28 protein-coding genes are annotated in these 24,101 nt (G+C 73.7%); 12 read left to right on the forward strand and 16 right to left on the reverse strand.

The window, feature by feature from the left end:
* Positions 1 to 6 precede the first annotated feature (6 nt).
* Positions 7 to 429 carry a winged helix-turn-helix transcriptional regulator gene (locus tag IG94_RS0133240; RefSeq protein WP_078892526.1) on the reverse strand — a complete coding sequence of 141 codons (423 nt, stop codon included), beginning with the start codon at positions 427 to 429 and terminating at the stop codon, positions 7 to 9.
* A 90-nt stretch (positions 430 to 519) separates the two neighbouring features.
* Here IG94_RS0133240 and IG94_RS0133245 point away from each other — a divergent pair, with 90 nt between their 5' ends.
* On the forward strand, positions 520 to 930 hold the full coding sequence (locus IG94_RS0133245; RefSeq protein ID WP_031046057.1) for a RidA family protein: 411 nt from the start codon (positions 520 to 522) through the stop codon (positions 928 to 930).
* Positions 931 to 1,017: 87 nt separating this feature from the next.
* On the opposite strand, the gene IG94_RS0133250 is transcribed toward IG94_RS0133245, so the two are convergent.
* Together IG94_RS0133250 and IG94_RS0133255 are read right to left on the reverse strand one after the other, a co-directional pair.
* Complete coding sequence (locus IG94_RS0133250; RefSeq protein WP_031046060.1) at positions 1,018 to 1,638, reverse strand: hypothetical protein; 621 nt, start codon at positions 1,636 to 1,638, stop codon at positions 1,018 to 1,020.
* A 140-nt stretch (positions 1,639 to 1,778) separates the two neighbouring features.
* On the reverse strand, positions 1,779 to 2,837 hold the full coding sequence (locus tag IG94_RS0133255; protein WP_031046062.1) for a medium chain dehydrogenase/reductase family protein: 1,059 nt from the start codon (positions 2,835 to 2,837) through the stop codon (positions 1,779 to 1,781).
* 337 nt (positions 2,838 to 3,174) lie between these two features.
* Here IG94_RS0133255 and IG94_RS0133260 point away from each other — a divergent pair, with 337 nt between their 5' ends.
* Positions 3,175 to 3,948: a polysaccharide deacetylase family protein gene (locus IG94_RS0133260; protein WP_031046065.1), complete on the forward strand. Its 774-nt coding sequence runs from the start codon at positions 3,175 to 3,177 to the stop codon at positions 3,946 to 3,948.
* 68 nt (positions 3,949 to 4,016) lie between these two features.
* Positions 4,017 to 4,415: a TOBE domain-containing protein gene (locus IG94_RS0133265; RefSeq protein WP_031046068.1), complete on the forward strand. Its 399-nt coding sequence runs from the start codon at positions 4,017 to 4,019 to the stop codon at positions 4,413 to 4,415.
* Positions 4,416 to 4,513: 98 nt separating this feature from the next.
* Here the strand turns inward: IG94_RS0133265 and IG94_RS0133270 are convergent, their stop codons facing one another.
* Positions 4,514 to 5,005 (reverse strand): molybdopterin-dependent oxidoreductase, encoded by a 492-nt coding sequence (locus IG94_RS0133270; RefSeq protein WP_043485323.1) that lies wholly within the window; start codon positions 5,003 to 5,005, stop codon positions 4,514 to 4,516.
* A gap of 186 nt (positions 5,006 to 5,191) precedes the next feature.
* Between IG94_RS0133270 and modA the strand changes: the two genes are divergently transcribed.
* Genes modA through IG94_RS0133285 form a run of 3 tightly spaced genes read left to right on the forward strand, consistent with a single transcriptional unit; the run spans position 5,192 to position 8,060 of the window.
* On the forward strand, positions 5,192 to 6,025 hold the full coding sequence (modA, locus tag IG94_RS0133275; protein WP_031046074.1) for a molybdate ABC transporter substrate-binding protein: 834 nt from the start codon (positions 5,192 to 5,194) through the stop codon (positions 6,023 to 6,025).
* The gene (locus IG94_RS0133280) at positions 6,022 to 6,897 is read left to right on the forward strand and encodes an ABC transporter permease (RefSeq protein WP_031046076.1); all 876 of its coding nucleotides are present in this window, start codon (positions 6,022 to 6,024) and stop codon (positions 6,895 to 6,897) included. Before modA ends, IG94_RS0133280 begins: the two co-directional genes overlap by 4 nt.
* Entirely contained in the window at positions 6,894 to 8,060 is a 1,167-nt protein-coding gene (locus tag IG94_RS0133285; RefSeq protein WP_224326352.1) for an ABC transporter ATP-binding protein, read from the forward strand. Before IG94_RS0133280 ends, IG94_RS0133285 begins: the two co-directional genes overlap by 4 nt.
* Before the next feature lie 67 nt (positions 8,061 to 8,127).
* On the opposite strand, the gene IG94_RS0133290 is transcribed toward IG94_RS0133285, so the two are convergent.
* From IG94_RS0133290 to IG94_RS0133320, 7 genes are all read right to left on the reverse strand, one after another.
* A complete protein-coding gene (locus IG94_RS0133290) occupies positions 8,128 to 8,916 on the reverse strand; it encodes an ABC transporter permease (RefSeq protein ID WP_031046080.1) in 789 nt (262 codons plus the stop codon).
* Positions 8,913 to 9,938, reverse strand: a complete 1,026-nt coding sequence (locus IG94_RS0133295; protein WP_211269708.1) for an ATP-binding cassette domain-containing protein — start codon at positions 9,936 to 9,938, stop codon at positions 8,913 to 8,915. Before IG94_RS0133295 ends, IG94_RS0133290 begins: the two co-directional genes overlap by 4 nt.
* A gap of 82 nt (positions 9,939 to 10,020) precedes the next feature.
* Positions 10,021 to 10,863: a DUF4097 family beta strand repeat-containing protein gene (locus IG94_RS0133300; RefSeq protein ID WP_031046084.1), complete on the reverse strand. Its 843-nt coding sequence runs from the start codon at positions 10,861 to 10,863 to the stop codon at positions 10,021 to 10,023.
* A 99-nt stretch (positions 10,864 to 10,962) separates the two neighbouring features.
* A complete protein-coding gene (locus IG94_RS0133305; protein WP_031046085.1) occupies positions 10,963 to 11,484 on the reverse strand; it encodes a toxin-antitoxin system HicB family antitoxin in 522 nt (173 codons plus the stop codon).
* Positions 11,485 to 11,690: 206 nt separating this feature from the next.
* The gene (locus tag IG94_RS0133310; RefSeq protein WP_031046086.1) at positions 11,691 to 12,986 is read right to left on the reverse strand and encodes a phosphatase PAP2 family protein; all 1,296 of its coding nucleotides are present in this window, start codon (positions 12,984 to 12,986) and stop codon (positions 11,691 to 11,693) included.
* A 220-nt stretch (positions 12,987 to 13,206) separates the two neighbouring features.
* Positions 13,207 to 14,412, reverse strand: a complete 1,206-nt coding sequence (locus IG94_RS0133315; protein WP_052410985.1) for an acyltransferase family protein — start codon at positions 14,410 to 14,412, stop codon at positions 13,207 to 13,209.
* Positions 14,413 to 14,452: 40 nt separating this feature from the next.
* A complete protein-coding gene (locus IG94_RS0133320; RefSeq protein WP_037763932.1) occupies positions 14,453 to 15,079 on the reverse strand; it encodes a TetR/AcrR family transcriptional regulator in 627 nt (208 codons plus the stop codon).
* A 189-nt stretch (positions 15,080 to 15,268) separates the two neighbouring features.
* On the opposite strand from IG94_RS0133320, the gene IG94_RS0133325 reads away from it, so the two are divergent.
* Entirely contained in the window at positions 15,269 to 15,853 is a 585-nt protein-coding gene (locus IG94_RS0133325; RefSeq protein ID WP_031046091.1) for a TerD family protein, read from the forward strand.
* Positions 15,854 to 15,901: 48 nt separating this feature from the next.
* On the opposite strand, the gene IG94_RS0133330 is transcribed toward IG94_RS0133325, so the two are convergent.
* Positions 15,902 to 16,555, reverse strand: coding sequence for a helix-turn-helix transcriptional regulator (locus tag IG94_RS0133330; protein WP_031046094.1), 654 nt, complete (start codon positions 16,553 to 16,555; stop codon positions 15,902 to 15,904).
* Between the two features lie 281 nt (positions 16,556 to 16,836).
* Here IG94_RS0133330 and IG94_RS0133335 point away from each other — a divergent pair, with 281 nt between their 5' ends.
* From IG94_RS0133335 to IG94_RS0133350, 4 genes are all read left to right on the forward strand, one after another.
* Positions 16,837 to 17,694 carry an aldo/keto reductase gene (locus IG94_RS0133335; RefSeq protein WP_031046096.1) on the forward strand — a complete coding sequence of 286 codons (858 nt, stop codon included), beginning with the start codon at positions 16,837 to 16,839 and terminating at the stop codon, positions 17,692 to 17,694.
* Positions 17,695 to 17,892: 198 nt separating this feature from the next.
* Positions 17,893 to 18,096, forward strand: coding sequence for a cold-shock protein (locus IG94_RS0133340; protein ID WP_019324834.1), 204 nt, complete (start codon positions 17,893 to 17,895; stop codon positions 18,094 to 18,096).
* A 269-nt stretch (positions 18,097 to 18,365) separates the two neighbouring features.
* Positions 18,366 to 19,970 carry a DEAD/DEAH box helicase gene (locus IG94_RS0133345; protein ID WP_031046101.1) on the forward strand — a complete coding sequence of 535 codons (1,605 nt, stop codon included), beginning with the start codon at positions 18,366 to 18,368 and terminating at the stop codon, positions 19,968 to 19,970.
* Positions 19,971 to 20,084: 114 nt separating this feature from the next.
* On the forward strand, positions 20,085 to 20,450 hold the full coding sequence (locus IG94_RS0133350; RefSeq protein ID WP_051159564.1) for an SCO5918 family protein: 366 nt from the start codon (positions 20,085 to 20,087) through the stop codon (positions 20,448 to 20,450).
* 78 nt (positions 20,451 to 20,528) lie between these two features.
* Here the strand turns inward: IG94_RS0133350 and IG94_RS0133355 are convergent, their stop codons facing one another.
* From IG94_RS0133355 to IG94_RS0133370, 4 genes are all read right to left on the reverse strand, one after another.
* Complete coding sequence (locus IG94_RS0133355; protein ID WP_263446478.1) at positions 20,529 to 21,224, reverse strand: hypothetical protein; 696 nt, start codon at positions 21,222 to 21,224, stop codon at positions 20,529 to 20,531.
* Positions 21,208 to 21,699 (reverse strand): RNA polymerase sigma factor, encoded by a 492-nt coding sequence (locus tag IG94_RS0133360; protein WP_031046111.1) that lies wholly within the window; start codon positions 21,697 to 21,699, stop codon positions 21,208 to 21,210. The genes IG94_RS0133355 and IG94_RS0133360 overlap by 17 nt, the downstream gene beginning before the upstream one ends.
* A gap of 62 nt (positions 21,700 to 21,761) precedes the next feature.
* Positions 21,762 to 22,403: a class F sortase gene (locus tag IG94_RS0133365; protein ID WP_031046113.1), complete on the reverse strand. Its 642-nt coding sequence runs from the start codon at positions 22,401 to 22,403 to the stop codon at positions 21,762 to 21,764.
* A complete protein-coding gene (locus IG94_RS0133370) occupies positions 22,400 to 22,804 on the reverse strand; it encodes a hypothetical protein (RefSeq protein WP_031046116.1) in 405 nt (134 codons plus the stop codon). The genes IG94_RS0133365 and IG94_RS0133370 overlap by 4 nt, the downstream gene beginning before the upstream one ends.
* 222 nt (positions 22,805 to 23,026) lie before the next feature.
* Here IG94_RS0133370 and IG94_RS0133375 point away from each other — a divergent pair, with 222 nt between their 5' ends.
* A complete protein-coding gene (locus IG94_RS0133375; RefSeq protein WP_031046120.1) occupies positions 23,027 to 24,028 on the forward strand; it encodes an NAD-dependent epimerase/dehydratase family protein in 1,002 nt (333 codons plus the stop codon).
* Positions 24,029 to 24,101: the final 73 nt, after the last annotated feature.

Below are 24,101 nucleotides of genomic sequence, written 5' to 3' on the forward strand. Positions count from 1 at the left end.
TGCGCGTCACCTCTCGCTCTCACTGCGGTCGGAACTCTCGCCGCGGTCGGAGCTCTCGCTGCGGTCGGAGCCGGGTCCCCCACCCGGCGCGTCGAAGGCCTCGCGGGCCCGGGTGATGGCGGGCATGTGGTCCGCGGCCCAGGTGAGCAGCACGTCGACGGGCGGGCGCAGGGTCTTGCCGAGGGGCGTGATGCGGTAGCTGACCGCCACCGGACGGGTGGACACGACCTCGCGTGCGACCACGCCGTTGCGCTCCAGGCGCCGCAGGGTCGCCGTCAGCGACTTCTGGGTGACCTGCGGAATGGCCCGGCGCAGTTCGTTGAAGCGGCACGGGCGTTCGCACAGTTCGCTGAGGACGCTGAGCGACCACTTGTCGAGCACCTGGTCGAGCAGTTCGCGGTGCGGAGCGCTGATGCGGACGGTGTCCATGGGGAAACCTGGTCTCGTTGAAGTGTCCTTCTTGCACTAAGTAGCTTACGGATACCTGAACCGGGCACCGAGTAAGCAGGGAGTACACCCATGGCCGTTCGGCACTTCACACCGCGAGGCTTGCTGCAACCGACTCCGTACCACCACGTGGCCGTCGGGACCGGTACGACGCACGTCCATGTCAGCGGGCAGATCGCACGCCTGGCCGACGGGACACCGGTCGCGCCGGGCGACCTGGCCGGGCAGGTCTCCCAGGCGCTGCGCAACACCTCGGTCGGGCTGGCGGGCGCGGGCGCGTCGTTCGCGGACGTGCTGCGGCTGACCTTCTACGTGACCGGGTGGCGCCCGGAGAAGATCGACGCCTTCATGGCCGGGGTGGAGGCCGTCGCCGACGAGATCGGCCTCCCGCGCCCCATGCCGCCGGCCTCCCTGATCGGCGTGGACCACCTCTTCGAGCCGGACGTCCTGGTGGAGGTCGAGGCCACCGCACTGGTCGGTTGACCCGCGACGGCACCCGCCTCCGCTGCGGCAGGCCCGGGTCAGTGACCTGGGCCTGCCGCAGCGGAGGCGGGTGCCGCTCGGGACTCGTCATCCGCGTCGCGCGAGGCGGCGGTGTTCGAGGAGGGCGGCGAGGGCGTACGCGCCGCCGCCGGCCAGGGTGAGGACCCAGTAGAAGGCGGGGTCGCCGAGGAGGAGGGCGGCTGCGGAGACGAGGGCGAGCCAGGTGCCGAGGGCGTAGTGGAGCGTGTTGCGGCGGGTGGCGCCCTCGGCGACGTAGATGAGGCCGACGACGAAGCCCGAGCCGGTGGGCCACAGCAGCGTCTGGAGGTCGGGGTTGTCCACGGCGGCGGCCAGGCCGGTGATGAGGAGGAACAGGGCGGCGAAGGCCGTGACCCAGAGGGCACCGAGGAGCTGGCCGGTGCGGACGGCGGCGGGGTCGGTGGTGGCGCGCTGGGCCCGCAGGGCCGCGAGGGTGGCGAGTACGGTGCCCGCGACGAGGCCCGCTCCGAGGAGGGCCATGGGCAGCCATCCCGGCAGGTCGAGCAGGGGTGCGTCACCCCGGGAGAGGGCGGCCGAGCCGTGGCCCAGCACGTAGGCCAGGCCGAAGCTGACGTAGGTCGCGAGGTTGGCGACGTCGGCCGAGGGGCGGAGCGCGGTCGGTGCGGTGACGGCGGGGGCGGCGGGGGCGGCAGGGGCGGTGAAGGACATGGCGGGGCTCCGAGGGTGGGAGGAGGTGAGGGAGGGGCCGGGAGGAGGGCGGGCGCCCCGTGAAGCGAGTGGGGCGCGTGGAGCATGTGGGGTGGCTGGGGCGCTTGGGGGCCGGGGCTTCGGGGCCGGTGTCTCCGGTCTCACTTGCCGGGGACGATGACGACCTTGCCCGCGACGGTGCGGGACTCGGCCAGCCGCAGGGCGGCGACGGTGTCGGCCAGGGGGAAGGTCGCGGCGATCTGCGGAGTGAGGCTGCCGTCGGCGACCAGGCGCAGGACCTGGGTGAAGTCCTCGGTCATGCGCCGCTGCCAGGAGGTCTGGCAACGGCGCTTGCCGGCCCAGAGGTTGTAGAAGTGGGCACCCTTGCCGTTCGGCATGGCGTTCCAGGCGCCGAGGCGGGCGAAGAGCTTGAGCACGGGTGCCTGGGAGTTGCCCTCCTCGTCCTTGCTGGCGGCGGTGCCGTAGGAGACGAGGGTGCCGCCGCGGCGCAGCAGCTGCCAGGAGTCCTCGATGGCGGGGCCGCCGATGTGGTCGAAGACGGCGTCGACGCCGTCGGGGGCCAGTTCGCGGATGCGGGCGTACATGTCGGGGTCGCGGTAGTCGACGGGGCTGACTCCGAGCTCGCGCAGCGCTTCGTGGTGGCGGGGGGAGGCGGTGCCGATGACGGTGATGCCGGCGTGGCGGGCGAGCTGGACGAGGGTGGAGCCGACGCCGCCGTTGGCGCCCAGGACCACGATGGTGCCGCCCGCCCGGACCTTGGCGGTGCGGTGCAGCATCTGCCAGGCGGTGACGCCGTTGACGATCACGGTCTCGGCCGCGGCCGGGTCGATGCCGTCGGGTACGGGCATCAGGTCGGCGGCGTCGACGACGAGGTGGCTGGCCCAGGCGCCGGTCTTGGTGACGGCGGCGAAGCGGCGCCCGACCAGCTCGGGGTCGGCCCCGGGGCCCGTCCCGACGACGGTGCCGACCAGGTCGTAGCCCGGCACGAAGGGGAAGGGCGGCTGGTCGAAGTACTTGCCGCGGCGCATCTGCTGCTCGGCGAAGGAGACGCCGGTCGCCTCCATCCGCAGGACGACCTGGCCCTTGTCCGGGGCGGGCAGTTCGTGGGTGCGCACCTCCAGGCCCTCGGGCTCGACCTTGCCCGGCAGGACGACCTCGGTCGCGGTGACGGTGGTGGGGGTGGCGGTGTGGTGGTCCATGGCTTGTCCCTCGCGATTCGGTTCACGGCTGGCTCGAAGGCTGCGGCTGCGGCCTGAGCTTCGGGCGTTTGCTTACGGGTGTAAAGCTACGGGTGTAGGAACCGCTCGCGCAAGGGGCTACGGCGATAAGTTTTCGACCGTAAGGTTACGTGAAGTGGAAGATCCCGCTCCGCCTGGTGCCGCCGCGCTGCCCGCCCGCGTGCCGAGTTGTCCGCGAACCCCTCCGGGACTGTCCGCGATCCGTAACGGGCGGATCCCCGGGCAACCCTTCGCCGTCCTGCCTGATGGACTCGGGCTGACCGAGGCCGGCGGGCAACAGCGGGAAGGCGGAGCGGACATGGCGCGGCACGGGGCGGGGCGGGGCTGGTACGGCAAGGTGGTCGGGGGCGCGCTCGGGGTGACGCTGCTGGCCGTCGGGGCGTCGGTGTGGACCGCGCAGGCCGATTCCGTCGGCAGCGCGTCACCGAAGCCGTCCGCGTCCGCCGCCCCGGGCGGAGCGGCCGAGCCCGTCGACGTGTCCATCGTGCACGCCTCGGACGCGGGAGCGCGCGGCGTCAACATCACCATCGACGACGGCCCCGACCCGACGTGGACCCCCCAAGTGCTCGACCTGCTCGACGAGTACGGGGTGAAGGCCACGTTCTGCGTGACGGGCGTTCAGGCGCAGACCTATCCGGACCTCGTGAAGCAGGTCGTCGCGGCCGGGCACCGGCTGTGCGACCACACCGTCTCCCACGACACGGCCATGGACAAGAAGCCGGAGTCCTACCAGTCGAAGGAGATCCTCGACGCCGAGCGCATGATCATCAAGGCGTCCGGAGGCGTACGGCCCCTGTACTACCGGGCGCCCGGCGGTGCCTTCACCCCTTACAGCCGCAAGCTCGCCGCCTCCCACGGGATGCGCCCGCTGGGCTGGAACGTGGACACCAAGGACTTCGATCGGCCGGGCACGGACGCCATCGTCGAGACCGTGCAGCGGGAGCTTTCCAACGGGCCGACGCTGCTCTTCCACGACGCGGGCGGCGACCGCACCCAGACCGTCGAGGCCCTGCGCCGGGTCCTGCCCTGGCTCAAGGAGCAGGGTTACTCCTTCGGGTTCCCGGTGCGCTGAGTCCCGGCCCTCCGGCGGGCGGCGGCCGCGTGCGTCCGGGCCGGCCGGGGTCGCCTATCTTGGCGGCCATGCAGGCATACACGATCGGCCAGGCGGCCCGGCTGCTCGGCGTGAGTCCGGACACGGCCCGACGGTGGGCGGACGCGGGCCGGATGGCGACCCACCGGGACGAGGGCGGCAGGCGGCTCATCGACGGGAAGGACCTCGCCGCCTTCTCCGTGGAACTGGCCCAGGGCGGCGCGGGCGGCGAGGAGGGCGCGTCCTACACGTCGGTGCGCAACGCCTTCCCCGGCATCGTCACCGCGATCAAGCTCGGTGACGTGGCGGCACAGGTCGAGATCCAGGCCGGCCCGCACCGGCTGGTGTCGCTGTTGACCCGGGAGGCGGTGGAGGAACTGTCCCTGGAGGTGGGGATGGAGGCCACCGCCCGCGTGAAGTCCACGAACGTGCACATCGACCGGCCGTGAGCCCGCTTGCCCGACCGCTGCCCCGCCACTGCCCGCTACTGACCGCCACTGCCTGCTGCTGACCGGTGCCGACCGCAGCTGACCGCTGTTGACCGCAGCTACCCCGCCGCGGTCGGCACCGGAGGACGGCCGTCCACCCGGACCACCTCGACGCCGCTGACGTACCGCGCCCCGCAGCGGTCCTGCGGCAGCACCAGCTGGGACCCGGCACGGTCGAGCGGGGCGCCGTCGAGACTGGCCGCGAGGAGGACCGGGGCGCGGCCGAAGTCCGGGTCGATCTCCGCCCAGGACAGCAGTGCGTAGTGGCCGTCGGCGCCGCTGACGGCGATCAGGAAGCGCAGCCGCTCCTTGCGCCGGCGCGGGTCGAAGTCGGGGACGGCGTCGGTGAGGACGTCGTACAGCAGGGGGCCGGTGAAGCGGTGGTGCCGGACGCCGCTGGTGGCGCACTCGAAGGCGACCTGCGCCGTGTGCTGGGGCCAGGCCAGGAGGTCGGAGACCTTCAGCCGGGCCGGGCGGCGCAGGTCGCCGGTGATGACCATCTCCGCCGTCGGTGCGGCGGCCGGACCGGCGTTCGCGAGGGACTGGCTCACGGCTCTCACCTCCTCCCTGACGGTACCCGGCACGGCATCCCGTACAAACGCACATGCCAGGACGAAGATCTCCTGCGACCGCTCATGCGAAGAGACAGGTGACTTTCAGCTTGCACCTGCGGCACTATCATCGGGTTGACGCGGGTCCGTTCGGGCCCGAGGCAGGACCGAGGGAGTGGACCCGTGATGACCCGTTCCGCGCGCCGGACCCGGCGGACGTCTCAGCTGGCCGGGGCGGGGGTCGCGGCGCTGCTGGCGCTGAGCGCCTGCTCGTCCTCCGACTCCGGCTCCGACGCCGGATCGGGTTCCGACACCGGTTCCGGTTCCGGCGGCTCGGACAAGGTGTCCGGGACCGTGAACGTCTTCGCCGCCGCCTCGCTGACGGAGAGCTTCACCGAGCTGGGCAAGACCTTCGAGAAGGAGCACCCGGGCACCAAGGTCGTCTTCAACTTCGGCGGCAGCGACTCGCTCGCCGCCGGGATCACCGGCGGGGCGCCCGCCGACGTCTTCGCGTCCGCCAGCCCGAAGACGATGAAGGTCGTCACGGACGCCGACGCCGCCGCCGGGACACCCGCCACCTTCGTGCGCAACCGCCTGGAGATCGCCACCCTGCCCGGCAACCCGGACGGCGTCTCCTCGCTCAAGGACCTCACCGGGGACGATCTGAAGGTCGTCCTGTGCGACAAGACCGTGCCGTGCGGCGCCGCCGCCCAGAAGGCGCTGACCGCCGCCGACCTGAAGCTCACCCCGGTCTCCTACGAGGAGGACGTGAAGTCGGCGCTGAACAAGGTGGTGCTGAAGGAGGCGGACGCGGCGGTCGTGTACAAGACCGACGTGCAGGCCGCGGGTGACAAGGTGGAGGGCGTGGAGTTCCCCGAGTCGGCGAAGGCCGTCAACGACTATCCGATCACCCTGCTCAAGGACGCGCCCAACTCCGCGGCGGGCAAGGCGTTCATGGAGCTGGTGCGGTCCGCCGAGGGTCAGAAGGTGCTGACCGGGGCCGGGTTCACGGCGCCGTGACCCCGCCGACCCCGCCGCGCAAGGGCGGTGCCGCGGTCGGCCCCGCGGTCGGTCCCGCTGCGGGCGGACGGCCGCGGCGTCGCCGTGCCGCCCGGGGCGGGGCCCCGCTGCCGCTGCTCGTGCCGGCGCTGATCGGGCTGGCGTTCCTCGTACTGCCGCTGGTCGCCCTGCTGATCCGGGCGCCCTGGGCGAGCATGCCCGAGCTGCTGACCAGTACCGAGGTGTGGCAGGCCCTGCGGCTCTCGCTGATCTGCGCCACGGCGGCGACCCTGGTGAGCATGGTGATCGGCGTGCCGCTGGCCTGGCTCCTTGCCCGGGTGGAGTTCCCGGGACGGGGACTCGTGCGGGCCCTGGTGACACTGCCGCTGGTGCTGCCGCCGGTGGTGGGCGGTGTCGCCCTGCTCATGGCGCTGGGCCGCAACGGCGTCGTCGGGCAGTGGCTGGACACCTGGTTCGGGATCACGCTGCCGTTCACCACCGCCGGCGTGATCCTCGCGGAGGCGTTCGTGGCGATGCCGTTCCTCGTCATCAGCGTCGAGGGCACCCTGCGCGCCGCCGACCCCCGCTATGAGGAGGCGGCCACCACGCTCGGCGCCTCCCGCTTCACCGCCTTCCGCCGGGTCACGCTGCCGCTGATCGCGCCCGGGATCGCCGCGGGTGCCGTGCTGGCCTGGGCGCGGGCGCTCGGCGAGTTCGGGGCGACGATCACCTTCGCGGGCAACTTCCCGGGCCGGACCCAGACCATGCCGCTGGCGGTCTACCTCGCCCTGCAGAGCGACCCGGAGGCCGCCATCGCCCTCAGCCTGGTGCTCCTGGCCGTGTCCGTCGCCGTACTCGCCGGACTGCGCGACCGCTGGATGACCGCCTCATGACCGAGAACACCGCGAACACCGCGAACACCGAGTCCAGCGAGTCCAGCGAGTCCAGCGAGTCCACCGAGGACGCCGGGACCACCGAGAAGACCGAGGCCATCGAGAAGACCGAAGGCACCGCCGCCGACGGGCTCGACGCGCGGCTCGTCGTCGAGCGCGGGGCCTTCCGGCTCGACGTGGCGCTGACGGCCGCGCCCGGTGACGTCGTCGCGCTGCTCGGCCCCAACGGCGCGGGCAAGACCACGGCCCTGCGCGCCCTCGCCGGCCTCGTCCCGCTCTCGGACGGTCATCTGCGACTCGACGGTGCGGAGTTGGACCGTACGCCGCCCGAGGCCCGGCCGGTCGGCGTGGTCTTCCAGGACTACCTGCTCTTCCCCCACCTGACCGCGCTGGACAACGTGGCCTTCGGGCCGCGCTGCCAGGGCGTGTCCAAGGCGCAGGCCCGGGCGCAGGCCGCCGGGTGGCTGGAGCGGCTGGGACTCGCCGAGCACGCCGGTGCCAAGCCGCGCCGGCTCTCCGGCGGCCAGGCCCAGCGCGTCGCCCTCGCCCGCGCCCTGGCCACCCGGCCCCGGCTGCTGCTCCTGGACGAGCCGCTCGCGGCCCTCGACGCCCGCACCCGCCTGGACGTCCGTGCCCAACTCCGGCACCATCTGGCCGACTTCGAGGCCGTCGCCGTACTCGTCACGCACGACCCGCTGGACGCCATGGTCCTCGCCGACCACCTCGTCGTCGTGGAGGACGGCCGCGTCGTCCAGGAGGGCGCCCCCTCCCACATCGCCCGCCGTCCGCGCACGGACTACATCGCCCACCTGGTGGGCCTCAACCTCTACCGGGGGCGGGCCGAGGGCCACACCGTACGGCTCGACGGCGGGGCCGCGATCACGGCCGACGAGGAGCTGACCGGGCCGGCGTTCGTCGCCTTCCCGCCCAGCGCGGTCACCCTGCACCGGGAGCGGCCCACCGGCGCCAGCGCCCGCAACCTCTGGCGCTGCGAGGTGGCCGGCCTGGAGACCCACGGCGACCGGATCCGCGCCGACCTCGCCGGCGAACTCCCGCTCGCCGCCGACCTGACGACGGTCGCCGCCGCCGAACTCGGCCTCCATCCCGGGGTCACCGTCTGGGCCACGGTCAAGGCGACCCAGACCCATGCCTACCGGGACTGACCGAGGACCGCGGGGAGACCGCGGGGGGGAGAGACCGCGGGGGGGGAGAGACCGCGGGGAGCACCCGTCACTTCCGGCCGCCGTCGAAGACCGACCGCGACCAGAAGTAGCCGAGCGCGCAGAGCGCCAGGCACCAGGCGGGCGCGAGCCACCCGTTGGCGCCGATCTCCGTGCCGAGGAGCAGGCCGCGCAGGGTCTCGACGGCGGGCGTGAAGGGCTGGTACTCGGCGACCGGCTGGAACCAGCCCGGCATGGCGTCGATGGGCACGAAGGTGCTGGAGATCAGCGGCAGGAAGATCAGCGGCAGCGCGTTGTTGCCGGCCGCCTCGGCGTTCGGGCTGACCAGGCCCATGCCGACGGCGACCCAGGTGAGCGCCGTGGCGAACAGCGCGAGCAGTCCGAAGGCCGCGAGCCACTCCAGGGCGGTGGCGTCCGTGGAGCGGAAACGGATCGCGGCGGCCACGGCACCGACGAGGACGACACTGGCGACCGACTGCAGCACGCTTCCGACCACGTGCCCGGCCAGCACGGAACCGCGGTGGATGGGCATGGTGCCGAAGCGGGCGACGATGCCCTCGGTCATGTCGTTGGAGACGGAGACCGCGGTGCCGACCGTGGTGCTGCCGATGGTCATGAGCAGCAGGCCCGGTACGAGGTAGGCGATGTAGGCGGAGCGGTCCGCGCCGCCGCCCATGCCCGCGCTCATCGTGTCGCCGAAGACGTAGACGAAGAGCAGCAACAGCATGATCGGGGTGAGCAGCAGGTTCAGGGTGAGGGAGGGGTAGCGGCGCGCGTGCAGGAGGTTGCGGCGCAGCATCGTGGAGGAGTTGCGTGCGGCGAGGGTGAGGCTGCTCATCGGGCGGTCTCCTTGGTCAGGGCGAAGAACACGTCGTCGAGGTCGGGGGTGTGGACGGTGAGTTCGTCGGCCTCGACGCCCGCGGTGTCGAGCCGGTCGAGGAGCGAGCGCAGCGCGCGCTGGCTGCCGTCGCCGGGGACCCGCAGGGTGAGGGCCTCGTCGTCCCGGGCGCCCTCGGGCAGGGCGGTGGCCGCGCCGCGGTAGGCGTCCGGGCCGGTGAAGCGGAGCCGGACGTGCCCGCCGGGAACCAGGCGCTTGAGTTCGTCGGGGGTGCCCTCGGCGGCGATCCGGCCGTCGTTCAGTACGGCGACGCGGTCGGCGAGTTCGTCCGCCTCCTCCAGGTACTGGGTGGTGAGGAAGACGGTCACGCCGCCGGTGACCAGCTCGCGGATGATCTGCCACATGTTGTGGCGCGAGCGCGGGTCGAGTCCGGTGGTGGGCTCGTCGAGGAAGATGACGCGCGGGCCGCCGACCAGGGTCATGGCGATGTCCAGTCGGCGCTTCATGCCGCCGGAGTACGTGGACGCGGGCTTCTTCGCGGCCTCGGTGAGGCCGAAGCGCGCCAGCAGCCCGGCGGCGACGCGTCGTCCCTCGCGCCTGGGGATCAGGTGCAGGTCGGCCATCAGGAGCATGTTCTCCTCGCCGGTGATCAGCCCGTCGACGGCCGAGAACTGCCCGGTGACGCCGATCGCGGCCCGCACCTGCCGGCCCGCGGTGGCGAGGTCGTGTCCGGCGACCTGCGCCTGCCCGCCGTCGGCGGCGACAAGGGTGGACAGGATCTGCACCGTGGTGGTCTTGCCGGCGCCGTTGGGGCCCAGCAGGGCGAACACGGAACCGGCCGGAATCCGCAGGTCGACGCCGTCGAGGACGGTGTGGTCGCCGTACGCCTTGCGCAGACCGACGGCGGAGACGGCCGGTGCGGCGGAAGGAGAAGGAGAAGGAGAAGAGGAAGGGACAGGAGCGGTGGGGGACGGCTGTGCACCGTCACCGTGGCTGGACGTGGGCATGACAGATGAAGGCATGGCGCCCTCCCGTTCGACGAGTGAGGTGAGCGGGTGTCGTGGTACAGCGGGTGAAGTGAACGGACCAGTTGCGCGCGGGCGTTCAGGCGCGGGCGCGGCGGACGTCGACGTTGCCGTACCGGGTGCGCGCGCGGATCCGCACGGTCTCCTCGGCCTCCTCGGGGCCGCCGGACGCGGCGAGTTCGTTGCGGACCTGCCCGCCGCCGGAGCTGACGTCGAGCCAGGCGGCCGTGCCCGCGCGGACACCGACCTCGATGGCGCCGTAGGAGGTCTCCAGGCGGACCTCGCCGCGGGCCACCTCGTCCACCCGCAGCGTGCCGTGCGCGGTGGTGGCCGTGAGCGAGCCCTCGGCGCGGGCGATCCCGATGTCCCCGTTGGCGTGCTGCACCCGCAGGTCGCCCAGGGCGGCGCCCACGGTCGTGGAACCGTGCGAGTTCTTGAGGACGGCCGGGCCGCCGACGGTGCCGACGCGCACGCTGCCGGAGCTGGTGGTGATCTCGGCGCCGCCCTCGACCCGGTCAACCGTGACCGAGCCGTGGGAGGCGGTGAGGTGCAGCGGGCCGGTCGTGTCCAGGCGGACGTCGCCGCCCGACGTCTTGACCCGCACCTCGCCGAGCCGGCCCTCGCCGAGGACCTGGGTCCAGGAGCCGTCCGTGTCGACGCGCGAACCCGTGGGCAGCTCCACCGTCACGTCGACGGCCCCGGAGGGTCCGATGAAGCGGCGCTCCCTGGTGCTGATGGTCAGGACGCCGCTCGCGTACGCGACCTCGGTCTGCTCGGCGGCCCGCACGTCCTTGTCCCGCTTCGGGTCGCCGGGCCGCACCTCGACGACCGTGTCGCTCCGGTCGCTCGCGGTGAACCGGACGGAACCGGCGCCCACGTGGGCGGTGACGGCGATCGGTTCGGGAGTGTCGTAAGAAGGCATGGCTGTACCGTCCTCGTGAGTCCTGGGAGCGTCCCCGCTGGTGGGACGTGGTGTGGAGGGTGGTGCTGTGCTCGACTGCCCGGGGCGGGCGGGGCGCCGCTAGCGCACCCAGCCCGTGAAGCTCTGGCCGACGGTGCGGACCTTCCCCGTCGTGCGCGGTGCGCCGCCGCCGTCGACCGCGGTCGACACGGCCCGCACCAGCCACGCGTTGACCGACAGGCCCTCGCTGTTCGCCGCCTCCTCGGCGCGCGCCTTCAGCTGGGCCGGCAGACGCAGGCTGACCCGGGCGGCGCCGCCTTCGTCGCCGTCGGCGGGGGCCTGCGTCGTCGGCACCCCGGCGGGCGGGGCGGCCGGCACCGCGGGTTCGCCGGCGTCGGCCGGTGGCGGGGTCACCACGAAGTCGGGGTCGAGCCCGCGCAGCCGTACGTCGACCGAGCCGGGGGCGAGGTCGCGGGTGATCTCGTCCATCGCGGCGGAGAGCACGTTGAGCATGGCCAGCCGGGCGGCCGACTCCAGCGGCGCGATCAGCCGCTCGGCCAGCTCGCGGGCTTCGTCGCCACCGGCTTCGGCGGCCACCGCGAGGTCGCGGCGGAGGCTGTCGACATACGGGGTGAGGTCCATGACGTCATGGTGGCACCATCATGACGTCACCTGCAACCCTTTCAGTGCATCACATGACGTCAAAGCACCCCATCAGGGCGACCACCTGGGGAAACACGGGAAAGCAAGTCAGGCAGTTCGGTCGGGTGGAGCCAGTCGGGAGCGCCACCCGACGCCCCCTGACGTCACTGTGGCGTCACCTGATGCCCCATGACGCCGTCGCGACATCAGGCTGCTTCGAGGCGCGGTCCCGGCGGTCGCGTGACGGCCGTCCGGGGCTCCGGCTCCGCCCACCGTTTCGTGGTCCGCGCGTAGCCGTGGAGCACCGAGGCCATCGCGAGCAGCAGCAGCGGGCCGAACACCAGAGGATGGCGGGCCAGGTCCACCGACAGATAGCGGGACGCGGCCAGGACCGCGGCGAAGACGACCACTCCGTGCGCGACCAGCCGGAGTCCCGCGCGGTCCCAGCCGCGGTCGAACGAGCGCAGCCCCGCCTCGACCGTGACGGCGAACACCACGCCGGCGACGAGGTCGATTCCGTAGTGGTAACCGAAACCCAGGGTCGCGGTGAGGGTGGCGACGAGCCAGAACGTGCCCGCGAAACGCAGAACGCGCGGCCCCTTCCGGGAATGCAGGAAAATCACCGTGGCCCACGCCGTGTGCAGACTCGGCATGCAATTGCGGGGGGTGATCCCGTCGTACGTCCACGGCCTGGGCGGGCCGATCGGCGGGAGCGTGTCCGGCCACAGCGGGGCGATCGCCCACTGCTCACCGCCCGTGCCGAAGGCTCCGGCGCCGTAGGTGAAGATCGGCCCGACCACGGGGAAGATCATGTAGATGCCCGGCCCGAGCAGGCCTATCAGCAGGAAGGTGCGCACCAGGTGGTGCTTCGGGAAGCGGCGCTCGGCGGACACGTGCCGCAGCTGGTAGAGGGCGACGACGACCGCGGCCACCGCGAGCTGCGCGTAGACCCAGTCGAGGAGATGGGCGCCGACCGGCCCCGACGCCCTGACCGCCCGGCCCACCAGCCAGGAGGGGTTGCCCAGCGCGTGGTCGGCGACGGCCACGTAGGGGTCGAGCACCGCGGGGTGGGCCTTGGCCGTGATCAGGAGCCAGGCGTCCCCCGTCTTGCGGCCGGCCACCAGCAGGAGACCCAGTCCCGCGCCCTTCAGCAGGAGGATCCGTTCGGCGCCGGTGCGGCGGGTGAGGGCCGTGACCGCACAGCCCAGGACCACCCACAGCGCCCCGTTGCCGAAGGCGTGTCCGCCGGTGACCGTGGCGTCCGCCAGCCACCGCACCAGGGCCACCGCGGCGTCGATGCCGAGGGCGGCGGCGAATGCGACGAACCGCTGCCGCCAGGTCAGCACCACCATCGTCAGCGCCAGCCCGGCGTACAGGAGCGGTCCCGACGCCGGGGCGAACACCACCTCTTTCGCCTGGTTGGTGATCGGCCCGGGTAGGCCGTAGCGCCGCGCGGCGACCTCCAGTGCGATGAGGAACCCGAGGGTCACCACCCCCGCCACGGCCCAGAGTCTGACCCGCGGCCGATGCCAACCTATTCGCGAAAGTATCGGTGAAGGCATGTATCTCAATCTTCATTCTTTTCGGCCGTTTTCAGCCGCTTTACCGATCCAGCCGATTTAGCCGCTTTCAGGCGGATGATGACCTTTCGGTCAACGGGAATGTTGCCGTCCCGTCAGCCGGAGAAGACGAAAGAATTACGCCACGGGTTGCGACGCCCGGCTACAGTACGCGGCGCGCGCCCGGCAGCCTGCGCACTCCCGCGGCGAGGAGGAACGCGGCCGGCACCGCGAGGACGGACACCGCGAGCCACAGGCCCGCCGCGGACGTGCTCCGGTCGGCCAGGGCGTACTGCACGGCGACCACCAGCGGCAGGTGGACGATGTACACGCCGTAGGAGTCCGCCGCCAGCTCCCGCGACCAGCGGGTGCCGCCGGCCGCCACCGCGCGGAAGAGCGTGAGCAGGCCGACGCACAGCGCCACGCACAGCGCGCTCTCGTACGCCGCCCACAGCGCGGCCGGCCCGTTCGCGCCGCCCGGTCCGAAGCACTCCGCGTCGGCGCCGACCGCGAACAGCACGGCCGCCCCCACCGCCCCGCCCGCCAGCCACGCCCAGCCGACGCGGGCGTCGAAGCGGTCGAGCCAGTCGTGCCGGGAGGCGAGCAGACCGGCCGTGAAGAAGACGAGGTACTGCGGCACGCGCGCGGGCTCGACCTGCAGGAAATCCAGGACGGGCACCCACTCGTCCAGCGGGTACCGCAGCCGGACGAGGAAGGTGGCACCGGCGACGAGGACGGTCAGGGCGGCGAGCGCGAGAGGGCCGGGCGGGGGCAGGCGGCGGCGGGCCCGCGGGCGCAGCAGGCCGCCGAGGCGGCGCAGGACGACGTATACGACGGTGCAGGCGAGCAGGTTCTGGATGAACCACAGGTGCCCGAACTGCAGGTCCGGCCAGGACGGTCCGCTCCAGCCGGCCGGCCTGTCACCCAGCCCCAGGTACACGTCGGTGAAGTAGCGCGGGAAGGAGAGGGGCGGATAGCCGCGGTAGTGGACGTAGTAGGCGTACATCAGCCCCGGGACGATCGTCAGCGCGCCGACGACGACCGGGATGCCCAGCCGGACGAGCCGGCCCGTCAGGAACCGCCGGGCCCCGCGGCGCTCGTACGAGGCGGGGACGAGGACGGCGGAGACGAAGAAGAACAGGCTCATGAAGAACGCGCCGTCGACGGCCGACAACGTGGCGAGGGCCCCGGACCGCGGCTCGCCCTCGACGTACCACCAGTCGGCGGGGCCGTAGGGCTGGGCGGCGTGGTGGAGCACGACCAGCACGGTCAGCGCGACGCGCAGGTTGTCGAGCCAGTCGAGGCGGCGGCCGCCCGGCGGCCCGGAGGAGGAGGGAGGAGTGGCGGGAGGAGTATGCGATGTGTACATGTGTTGAGCATCCTCAACACATGTACACCTTGCACTGGTGCTAGCCCCCCGGGCGCTCCTCCGGCGAGCCGTAGAAGCCGTGCAGGAGCAGGCGCTGGTTGGCGGCGCTGCGGTGCCGCAGGACGTCCGGGGCGAACATCGGGTCGTCCAGGTTGGGCTGCATCACCCGCTCCAGCAGCAGGGGACCGAGGATCAGGCAGAGCAGCTGGAACGGCGCCCACGCGTCGTCGGCGCCGCCGCCCCCGCCGGACGTCCCGTGCACGGCGGAGAGCCGCTCCAGCTCGGCCCGCGCCCCGCTCAGCAGCCGGCCGAACAGCTCCGCGCTGGCCTCGCTGTCCTCCAGCAGCACCTGGCGCAGATACCCCCTCAGCACCGGGTCCGCGCCGAACAGGCGGGCCGAGACCGACCCCAGGGACTCCAGCAGGCCGTCCGCCGGGTCCACGCCGGCCAGTTCGCCGCCGATCCGCTCCAGCACGTACCGGTCGACCTCCGCGCGCAGCCCGTCCTTCGAACCGAAGTGCCGGGTCACCAGCGCCGGTGAGACACCGGCCGCCGCGGCCACCGCCCGGGTCGAGGTCGCCTCGAAGCCGCGCTCGGCGAACAGTTCCAGCGCCGCGGCCCGCAGCCGCGCCCGCCCGGTCAGGTCGCTCTTCTCCACCGCCCGCATGCCCGCAGCGTAGTCAATCGGGGGTGGCGCGCCCCCGGTCGCGAGCCACCGGGGCGGGCTCGCGCGGCGACCGTCCGGCCCCGGAACCCTGCCCCGGCCCCCGCCGTCGTGACAGACCCGCCATTTCGGATCTTCGCGGCGCCAGGCAGACTCTGCGCTGTAGGCCCGAAAACGGAGGATGACTCGCGCATGATCACGCTCACCAAGGAAGACGGACCCGCGGACCTGGACGGGGTCACCCACCTGTCCATCGGAGTCTCCTGGGACCCCACCGCCGGCAGCAGCGGCGGCGTGCTCGGCAAACTGCGCCGCAAGACCGGCACCGACCTCGACCTGATCGCCGTCGCCCTGCAGGGGGCCGACCCCGTGCGCCTGGCCGGGCTCGACTCGCTCGACCCCATGGGCAACGGCTCGCTGCTCCACAGCGGCGACAACCAGACCGGTCACGGCGACGGGGACGACGAAACGGTGACCGTGGAGTTCGCGCGGCTCCCGAGCGTCATCACGTCCATCGTGTTCGTCGCGGCCGCGTACAAGAAGGGCAGCAACTTCCAGAAGGCGCGCAACATCAGCTTCAAGGTGTACGACGCCACCGGCGGCAGCACCCAGCAGGTCGCCGACATCTGGCCCAGCCTGCTGAGCCAGGACAACGGCTGCGCCGTGGCCAAGGCCGTGCGCGTGGGCGGCGCCTGGAAGCTGGAGGTCATCAACGACACCGGCAAGATCAAGCAGGGCGACGAGCACGCCCTGATGCGCTTCGCGGTCAGCAAGTAGCCGAGCGGCGGGGGGGCAGAAGTGTAGGGCCGGGGGGGGCGCCTCCCCTCAGCCGGTCAGGCCGAGTTCCCCCGCGCGCACCCCGGCCTGGAAGCGCGACCCGGCGTCGAGCGCGGCGAGCAGTTCGGCGACCCGGCGCCGGTAGGTGCGCAGCGACATCCCCAGCTCCCGCGCGGCGGCCTCGTCGGTGGCGCCGGAGCCCAGCGCCCGCAGCACCGCCCGGCTGCCTTCGTCGAGGTGGGGCTGCTCGCCCCGCAGGAAGGACGCCAGGTCGGTGGCCGCCTCCCAGGCCGCCTCGAACAGGGCGTACACCCCGCCGACCACGGCGGGTTCGGTGGTCACCGTGTACGCGCGGCCGGTGGGCGCGTCGGCCCCGGCGAGGATCGCGTACCGGCGGTCCATGACGATCGTCTCGTGCGGCAGGGCGCCCGCGGCGATACGCACCTGGGCGCCGGAACCGGCCAGCTCGACGAGTCCCTGGCGGCTCTCCTCGCCGACCAGCGCGGTCGGGCTGAACAGCTTGCGCACCCGCCGCACGCGGCTGGCCCGCACCCGGGCGCGGGCCGTCTCCTGGGAGCGGGGGCGGGGCCAGGTGTCGAGGTCGCGGGCGGCGCACACGAACTCCTCGGTGACCGATGAGAACAGGTGCCCGGCCCGGGCCAGAAGGTCCAGCTCTCCGTGGATCGTCACGCTCTCTGCCATACGGCCATTGTCACCCCGCGGCGTGTCGGCGCGCCCCGCGATCGGGGGCCCAGCGATCGGCGGGGTCCCGGACCGGCGCACCAGGGCCACGGAGAGGGGCGCACCCGCGCTACGGGGACGGGCACGTGCGCGCCACGGGGTCGGGCGCACCCTCGCCACGGGGACGGGCGCACCCTCGCCACGGGGACGGGGACACCGCCCCGCTCCCCTCCCCACCGCGGGTTTGGCAGCAAGTTGCCAGGGGTTCGCGGAGGCGGGGCCGGGGCTCGCAGGGTGAGGGCATGAGCAACGACTTCCGCCTCGGCGGCGACCTCCCCATCCACCGGCTCGGCTTCGGAGCCATGCGCCTGTCCGCCAACGGCTTCCACGGCCCGGCCCGCGACCCGGAGACCGGACGCGCCGTACTGCGCCGTGCCGTGGAGCTGGGTGTGAACCACATCGACACCGCGGGCTTCTACACCAGCGACGACGGCACCGTCCGCGCCAACGACCTGATCCGGCAGGCCCTGCACCCCTACCCGGAGGGACTGGTCGTCGCGACCAAGGTCGGCCCGGTGCGCACAGCCGACGGCGGCGCCGAGGCGACCACCGATCCGGCCGCCCTGCGTCCGATGGTCGAGGAGAACCTGGAGGCCCTCGGCCTCGACCGCCTCGACCTGGTCTACTTCCGCGCCGGGGGCATGGGCCCCGCCCCGCGCGGCGAGTCCGTCGCCGCGCGTTTCGAGGCGCTGGCGGCGCTGCGCGAGGAGGGCCTGATCCGGCACCTGGGCCTGAGCCACGTGGACGCCGGGCACCTCGCCGAGGCCCGGGCGATCGCGCCCGTCGCGGCCGTGCAGAACCACTTCCACGCCGGCAACCGCGACGACGCGGAGGTACTCGCGGCCTGCGAGGAGGCGGGCATCGCCTATGTGCCGTACTTCCCGCTGGGCGGCGGCCTGAGCGACATCCGCGAGGACCGGATCGCCCGGGTCGCCGACCGGCACGGGGCCACGGCCCAGCAGATCGCCCTCGCCTGGCTGCTCGCGTCCTCCCCCGTGACCCTGGCCATCCCGGGCACCGGCTCGCCGGCCCACCTGGAGGAGAACGTGGCCGCCGGGTCGATCGACCTCACCGCGGAGGACATCGCCGACCTGACATGACGCGGCCCACTCCGGCGATCCGGCCGCTCTGACGATCCGACCAGCGGATTGTCACCAGAGCCTGCCCGGTCACGGCGTGCTACTGTCGACGGAAGTTGCAGTTGTGGTTGCCTGAAGGTTTTTTCCGACGGGGTGATCATTACGGCGACCGGAGTCCGCACAGGGTGGGCTCCGAGCACCGTACCGAAGGAGAAAAACATGGCATCCGGCACCGTGAAGTGGTTCAACTCGGAAAAGGGCTTCGGCTTCATCGAGCAGGACGGCGGCGGCCCCGACGTCTTCGCCCACTACTCGAACATCGCCGCCCAGGGCTTCCGTGAGCTCCTCGAGGGCCAGAAGGTGACCTTCGACATCGCGCAGGGCCAGAAGGGCCCGACGGCCGAGAACATCGTCGTCGCCTGACGCTCACGACGCGCTCTCACACGTCGCAGTAGGGGCCCGCACCTCGGGGTGCGGGCCCTCACTCGCGTTTCTCTCTTTTTCTCCACCCGACATTCCCCTCCGGTCCCCCGGCCAGTACGTCCTCGACGACGACTGCGCCGACAGCGACCGGATCCGGCTCGTTCTTGCGATTCCCTGCGCATCTCCTCAGCCGCGGGCTCCCTTGATACGCGCCGTCCCGTGATACGCGCCCTCCCGCCGTATCGCTCGCCGTACGAGGAAGGTTCCGCATGGACCGCGCACGCTCCAACGACCACAGGCGCTCCGGCGGCGGTCCCCGCCGCTCCCGGGCCGCAGGCCGCTCCCAGAATCCCGGCCGCTCCCAGAACTCCGGGCGCCGGACGGCACCCGCTCCCCAGGGCGGCGAGTTCGCCCTGCCGAAGACCGTCACGCCGGCCCTGCCCGCCGTCGAGGCGTTCGCCGACCTCGACCTGCCGCCCCGGCTGCTGGCCGCGCTGGGCACCGAGGGTGTGACCGTGCCGTTCCCGATCCAGGCCGCGACCCTGCCGAACTCCCTGGCCGGCCGCGACGTCCTCGGCCGCGGCCGCACCGGCTCCGGCAAGACGCTCGCCTTCGGCCTCGCCCTGCTGGCCCGTACCGCCGGCCGGCGCGCCGAGCCGCGGCGCCCGCTCGCCCTGGTCCTCGTCCCCACCCGCGAGCTGGCCCAGCAGGTCACCGACGCGCTCACCCCGTACGCCCGCGCCGTGGGCCTGCGCTCGGCCACCGTGGTCGGCGGCATGTCGATCGGCCGGCAGGCCGGCGCGCTGCGGTCCGGCGCGGAGGTCGTCGTCGCGACGCCCGGACGCCTCAAGGACCTCATCGACCGGGGCGACTGCCACCTCGGAGACGTCGCCGTCAGCGTCCTCGACGAGGCCGACCAGATGACCGACATGGGCTTCATGCCGCAGGTCACCGCCCTGCTCGACCAGGTACGTCCGGACGGGCAGCGGATGCTGTTCTCGGCCACCCTGGACCGCAACGTCGACCGGCTGGTCCGGCGCTACCTCACGGACCCCGTGGTGCACTCCGTCGACCCGTCGGCCGGTGCCGTCACCACGATGGAGCACCACGTGCTGCACGTCCACGAGGAGGACAAGCAGCAGGCGACGATCGAGATCGCGGCGCGCGACGGCCGGGTCATCATGTTCCTGGACACCAAGCACCGGGTGGACCGGCTGGTGAAGCACCTGCTCAAGAGCGGGGTGCGCGCCGCGGGCCTGCACGGCGGCAAGTCCCAGCCGCAGCGCACCCGCACCCTGACCCAGTTCAAGGACGGGCAGGTGACGGCGCTGGTGGCGACCAACGTCGCGGCGCGCGGCATCCACGTCGACAACCTCGACCTGGTCGTCAACGTGGACCCGCCCGGCGACCACAAGGACTACCTGCACCGGGGCGGCCGCACGGCGCGGGCCGGCGAGTCCGGCACCGTCGTCACTCTGGTCACCCCGGACCAGCGGCGCGAGATGACCCGGCTGATGGCCTTGGCCGGTATCACCCCGCAGGTCACCCCGGTCCGCTCGGGCGAGGCGGAGCTGTCCCGCATCACCGGCGCGCAGGCTCCCTCCGGCGTTCCCGTCGTCATCACCGTCCCGGTCGTGGAGCAGCGCACCCGGCGCACCGCGTCCGGCGGTGCGTCCTCCGGCGGCGGTGCCTCCTCCCGCGGGCGCCGGGGACGCGGCGGGCAGGGCCGCGGCGGGCAGGGCGGCGGCACGGCCCAGAGCCGCGGCACCGCACAGCCCCGTACCGGCCAGGGCCGCGGCACCCAGGGCCGGCCCGCGGGCGAGGCCCCGCGCCGCAGGCCCCGCCGCCAGTCCGCCGGCGGATCGGCTGCCTGACCCGCCGCGTACGCAGCCCTTGTTCCACCCCCCCGCGTTCCACCTCTCCCCGGCGGCCGTACGGACGCCGGTGAACGGCGGCCCGTGCCGCCCCGTCCCCCTTGTGGAGGCATCATGCGCTGTGTCATCGCCCGGTACCCGTTCGACCTCACCAAGGGCGGGGTGCTGGACTCGATGAAGGGGATCACGCCCGAGCCCGTCACGGGCGAGTCCGTGACGATCGGCCGTCGCCGCTACCCCGTCAAGCAGGTGGGCGAGGTCGTCACCCGGCAGGACCGCCGCGACTTCTCCGGCGGCGAGGTGACCCGGGCCATGACGCGTCTCGGCTTCACCTGCCACCCCGCCCCCGGTGCCGAACCCGCGCCCGGGCCGGCCGCCACGCCCGTCGAGACCGCGTCCGCGCTGCTCGGCGGTGCCGCGCTCGACCCCGCCTTCGACACCGCGCTCAACCCCGCGCTCAACCCGCCTCAGGACGCCTGAGGCCGGGGGCGGGGCCGGACACGCAGGACGGCCGAGTGGGATCGGCGTCCCACTCGGCCGTCGGCACCGCGTGACGGATCAGCGCTCCGTCGCAGCGGCGGCCCCGCGCTCCGCCGTCGGCGTGGGCACGGATTCACGGCGGGTGCCCGGTGTCTCGTCTCCGGGTACCCGCCGTTCGGCGTCCTGCGCGGTGCTCGGGCGGTCCAACCGCTCGGCGTCGGGGGCCGACGGGGTGGGGTCCGAGCGCTCCGTGCGGCCCGGGTCCGGGGACGGCCGGAGGGGGATCTCGCTGGGAGTTCGCGCAGGGTCGCTGGGCGCCGGACTCGGTGCGGACGTCGGCGGCCGGGTCTCGGAGCCGGACGGCGCCGGAGCCAGCGGTGTCGTGGGACGCGTGGGCTGCGCGGGGGCCGCCCAGTGCAGGGGCAGCGCGATCAGGGCTGCGGCGGCAGCGGTCGCCGCGGCGCCGGCGGCGGCCCGCAGCAGGCGCCGGCGGGAGGCCGCCCGGCGGATCTCCCGGTAGCGGCCGGGCGGCGGGCCCAGGAAGTCGGCGCCCGGACGCAGTACGACCAGCAGCGGATCGTCGGCTTCGGCATCGGCGCCGCACTCGGAGCCCGACTCGTCGTGCTCCCACCGGCCGTGCCGGTCGCCTCGGTCATCCCGGTCATCCCGGTCGTGCCGGTCGTGCCGGTCGCCCGAACCGCGCCAGTGGGCTTCGTCGCGCCCGCCGTTCCGGTCGTCCTGCCCGTCGGGCCCGTCCTCACGGTGTGTGGTCAAGGCTTCTCCTCAGGTGGACGCGGAGCAGTTCGCGGGCCGCGTGGAGGTCGGCCTTGACGGTTCCTTCCTTGCGTCCGGTCAGCACGGACACCTCCCGGATCGGCATGTCGGCGTAGTAGTGGAGCAGGATCGGCACCCGCAGCCGCTCCGGCAGGGACTGCACGAGCATCCGCACCGACGGGTCGGCCTGCTCGGCGTGCGGACGCACCGCGACCTCCGCGGTGACCCGGCGCACCGCCCGGCGCTCGCGCTCCATTTTGCGCCAGTGGTCGCGGACCAGGTTGGCGGCGGTGACGTAGAGGAAGCCGCGGGGCTCCTCCACGGACGTCCAGCGGGCCCAGAGCCGGGTGAACGCCTCGGAGGCGATCTCGTGCGCCGTCCCGTCGTCGTCGACGAGACGGCGGCACCAGCCGGCGAGGCGCGGATACAGGGCGGCGAACAGTTCGGACGCCGCCCTGTCACGGGACCGTTTCAACGCTCTCCATGGTCGTGAGGGTATGCCGTGTGCGGCACGGCCGGTCGGGAGGCCGCGGGACGCTACGTGCCCGTGGTGGAGCCGAGTTCGGCGAAGACGATGACGTTGTCGCGGTACTCCTCGCCGGTCCGCGGGCCTCCGCAGGTGATGAGCCGCAACTCCGGCCCGGCCACGTCCCCGTAGACGTCGTCCGTCGGGAACTCGGCCTTGGCGACCGTCCGTACGGACGTGACCGTGAACTGTGCGGCCGTGCCGTTCTCCAGGCGCGTCTCGATCCGGTCGCCCCGGTGCAGTTCCGCCAGGCGCCGGAAGACGCCGTCGCCGTGGCTGCCCACCGTGACGTGGCCGAGGAGGACGGACGGGCCCACCTGACCTGGCGTCGGCGAGTGCCGGTACCAGCCCGCGCGGTCGTCGTCCTCCACGGGCGGGACCTCCACCGTGTGGTCCGCCGCCAGCCCCAGCCGCATCACCGGGGTGTCGACGCCGATGGCCGGGATGCGCAGGCCGACCGGCTCCGAACGGCGCAGCGGACGCGCGGAATTCGACCCGGCCGGCGAGGACGGTGCCGAGGCGGCGCCGCGGTCCGGCGCGGCGCCACCGCCCCCGCCGGCGGCACCGCCCTCGCTCTGGCCGCCCCCGCCGCAGCCGGCGAGCAGCACGGCCAGCGCGGCGGCGGCGAGAGCGCGCCCGGAGGAACGGATCATGCCCCGGTCGCCGCCGCCCGACGACGGCGCACCACGAGCAGGGTCACGCCGCCCGCGAGGAGCACGGCACCGGCGCCCGCGCCGATGAGGCCCTCGTCGGTACCGGAGGAATCGGACGTCGCGACGCCGGTGTCGGCGGCGCCCTCGGGCACGGCGGAGACCTGGCCGCGGCCGGGCGCCCGCTCGGCCGGGACCGGGGTGGCCGCCTCGGAGCGGTCCTTGTCCTGGCTCGGCTTCTCCTCGCTCGGCACGGCGCTCGCTTCGTCGCCGGTGCTCGGGGCGCGCTCCTCCGACGGGGCGGTGGGGGCGGGGCGCGGGCTGTCGTCGGCGGATGCGGGCGCGGTGGTGGCCAGTACGGCGGCGCACGCCAGGGCGGCGGCGCTGAGGAGGGTTCGGCGCATCGGGTTGCTCACTCTCGTCGTGTAGGGAGTCGTGCGGGGGGGGTGGTGCTGGGTGGTGCGGTGGATCGGACGGAGAGACGAGACAGCCGGCACACAGGTTGTAAAGAGATGGCAAAGTCGTGAGAGGGGTGCGCGGGCGGGCGGCTGCGCCGCTTCTTACGGACCCGTGACGTGCCCGTCGTGGCGCCCGGCCCGGAGCGCCCGCGCGCCTAGCGTGGACGCATGCGCGTACTGGTCACCGGCGGTGCCGGGTTCATCGGGTCCCATGTCGTCGACGCCCTGCGGGAGCAGGGGCACGAGCCCGTCGGCTACGACGTCCGCGAGGACCCCGGCGCCGACGTGCGCGACCCCGCGGCCGTCGGGCGGGCGCTGGCCGGGGTGGACGCCGTGTGCCACCAGGCGGCGATGGTCGGGCTCGGCAACGGCGTCACGGACGCCGCGGACTACGTCTCGCACAACGACCTCGGCACCGCCGTGCTGCTCGCCGCGATGGCCGGGGCCGGCGTGCGGCGGCTGGTACTCGCCGGGTCGATGGTCGTGTACGGGGAGGGGCGCTACGAGTGCGCCCGGCACGGGGTGGTGCGCCCGGGACCGCGGGCCGTCGCCGACCTGGACGCGGGCCGGTTCGAGCCGCCGTGCCCGGAGTGCGGCGCGGACCTGGCGCCGGGCCTGGTCGACGAGGACGCCCCGGCCGACCCGCGCAACGTGTACGCGACCACCAAGCTGGCCCAGGAGCACCTGGCCGCCGCCTGGGCCCGGACGACCGGCGGGACGGCGGTGTCGCTGCGCTACCACAACGTGTACGGCCCCGGGATGCCCCGCGACACCCCGTACGCCGGTGTCGCCTCCTTCTTCCGGTCCGCCCTCGCGCGCGGCGAGGCGCCGCGGGTCTTCGAGGACGGCCGCCAGCGCCGGGACTTCGTGCACGTGCGGGACGTGGCCGCGGCCAACGTCGCCGCGCTGACGGCGGACCGGCCGGCCGGCACGCTCACCGCCTACAACGCCGGCAGCGGCGACCCGCAGACCGTCGGCGGGATGGCCGCCGCACTGGCCGACGCGTACGGCGGCCCGGAGCCCGTCGTCACCGGCGAGTACCGCCTCGGCGACGTACGCCACATCACCGCGGACTCCGCCCGGCTGCGGAAGGAGCTGGGATGGCGCCCGGCGGTCGGATTCGCCGAGGGCATGCGGGAGTTCGCCCGCGCCGGGCTGCGGGGGGACTGACCGCACCGGCCCCCGCGGGCTGCGGGGGACTGGCGCGGCGGGCGGCGGGGGGCTGGCGCGGCGGGCTGCGGGG

It is taken from the genome of Streptomyces olivaceus (assembly GCF_000721235.1).
Taxonomy (GTDB): Bacteria; Actinomycetota; Actinomycetes; order Streptomycetales; family Streptomycetaceae; genus Streptomyces; species Streptomyces olivaceus.